The 770-nt window shown below is 56.5% G+C and carries 1 protein-coding gene; it reads right to left on the bottom strand.

From position 1 onward, the window contains the following. A partial coding sequence (locus JG725_RS20555) for a Gfo/Idh/MocA family protein (RefSeq protein ID WP_199379693.1) occupies positions 1–770 on the bottom strand: 770 nt, incomplete at both ends.

Raw genomic sequence — 770 nt, 5'->3', positions numbered from 1 at the left:
CCGGCATCGATATTGGGATAGATTAATTTCTCCAGCGTCGCGGTATCGCCCGTCCGTTTAGCGTGGATGGCGATGGCGCATTGCAGGTAGATATTCGCCCAGGATTCCGCCAACCCTTCGGTATGCAGCGCGCCCAGACGTTCATATTCCAGAGCGCTTTCGTCCAGATAGGGCATACCGTGGTGCATGACTTGATAGGGCTGCCCCTGAATCTGGTACTTGAGTTCGCCGGGGTTGTAGTCGCCCCATTCCAGACTGGCTTTGGAGCCGATCACGCGAATGCTCTGACTATCCATGGAGCCGGCGTTCACTGCCGATGCCCACATCCTGCCCACGGCGCCGCCGTGGTAGTGCATCAGAACCATCGCATTGTCTTCCAGCGGCGCTCGCGAGGGGATGAAGCTTTGGCGATCGCACAGCAGTTCCTTGATATGCAAGTCCGGCATCACCAGTTGAGAGATGTAATAGGTGTGAGTGGAAATATCGCCCAACACAAAGCTCGGCCCGGAGATCTTGGGGTCAACCCGCCATTTCGCCGCATCGTTGCCCTTCTCCGCCGCCGCGTCGGAACTGAAGCCGTGCGTATATTGCAACTCCACCATTCTCACTTCGCCAATGTCTCCCCTGGCGATCATGGCGCGCATCTGCATCAGCAAAGGATGACCGGAAAAGCCGTAGGTAACGCCGACAATCAGCCCTTTCTCTTCAGCCAGCGCCTTAATTTCTCTAGCCTCTGCGGTGGTGAAAAACAGCGGTTTTTCGCAAATGAC

The organism is Brenneria sp. L3-3C-1 (assembly GCF_016456245.1).
Classification (GTDB): domain Bacteria; phylum Pseudomonadota; class Gammaproteobacteria; order Enterobacterales; family Enterobacteriaceae; genus Brenneria.
The sequence above is the reverse complement of the archived record's forward strand: the minus strand, read 5'-3'. Positions and strand labels throughout refer to the sequence as shown.